The following is a 777-nucleotide window of genomic DNA, read 5'->3' as shown; positions in this document are numbered from 1 at the left end:
CTCTGTCCCAAACCGAAATAGGCTGACGCTTCATATTACTTCGCTGACCCGCAATAAAATCGATACCTTGCTCGGCCAGTTGTTCCTTCAAGTTCGCTGAGACATAGCCTTTATCGGCATACAAGCTGCCAGTAACATTATCGACCATATCTAGAACAGGTTTTCTGTCATCAACATTGCCTTCGGTAACTTTAACCGCAAGTAAGCCGCCATCATCATTCATGATTAGGTGAAGCTTGAAACCATAAAACCAACCCATAGTACCTCGCCCTCGCTTGGCTTCATCAGCAAATACTTGGTGGCGGGGAATACGCATGTTGTGACAAACTTTTAATGAGGTCGAGTCTATAAAGGCAATACCTGTAGGCTTATCGAATCGTTGTTTGAGATAGCTACACAAGGCAGGTAAGACAGTTTGGAGTAATTTCAACATCCGTGTATAGCTGACTAAATCGGGAAAGTAGTGTTGCCAGTATTGGCAAACAAACTTGGTGTAGTAGGTTTTAAAGTCTCTGTAACCTGATTGATGAAAGGCAATCAGAATGGTCATCACTTCACTAGATGTTAGGTGTGACGGTTTAATTCGCTGTTTTTCGCCTGTTTCAATTAGGTGCGCTTGCCATTGAGGTTCAAATAACAAACAAAAATCATCGACATCTACGTAAATTGCGTCTAAGTTGTTCATGCCCTTGTCCTTGGTAATCTTATATTTCTTGGTCGAAAGATCTGATCACCGCAAGGGCATTTAGTTCAATTTCTTATGCGCAGCTCAGGTTA

General features: G+C 42.2%; 1 protein-coding gene. It reads right to left on the bottom strand.

Translation table 11 applies throughout. The features are described 5' to 3' along the window. Window positions 1-685 (bottom strand): IS982 family transposase (locus ACOB82_RS17670; protein ID WP_448214320.1); only part of this gene is annotated, 685 nt, incomplete at its 3' end. Window positions 686-777: the final 92 nt, after the last annotated feature.

It is taken from the genome of Colwellia sp. MEBiC06753, from assembly GCF_053470325.1.
The sequence above is the reverse complement of the archived record's forward strand: the minus strand, read 5'-3'. Positions and strand labels throughout refer to the sequence as shown.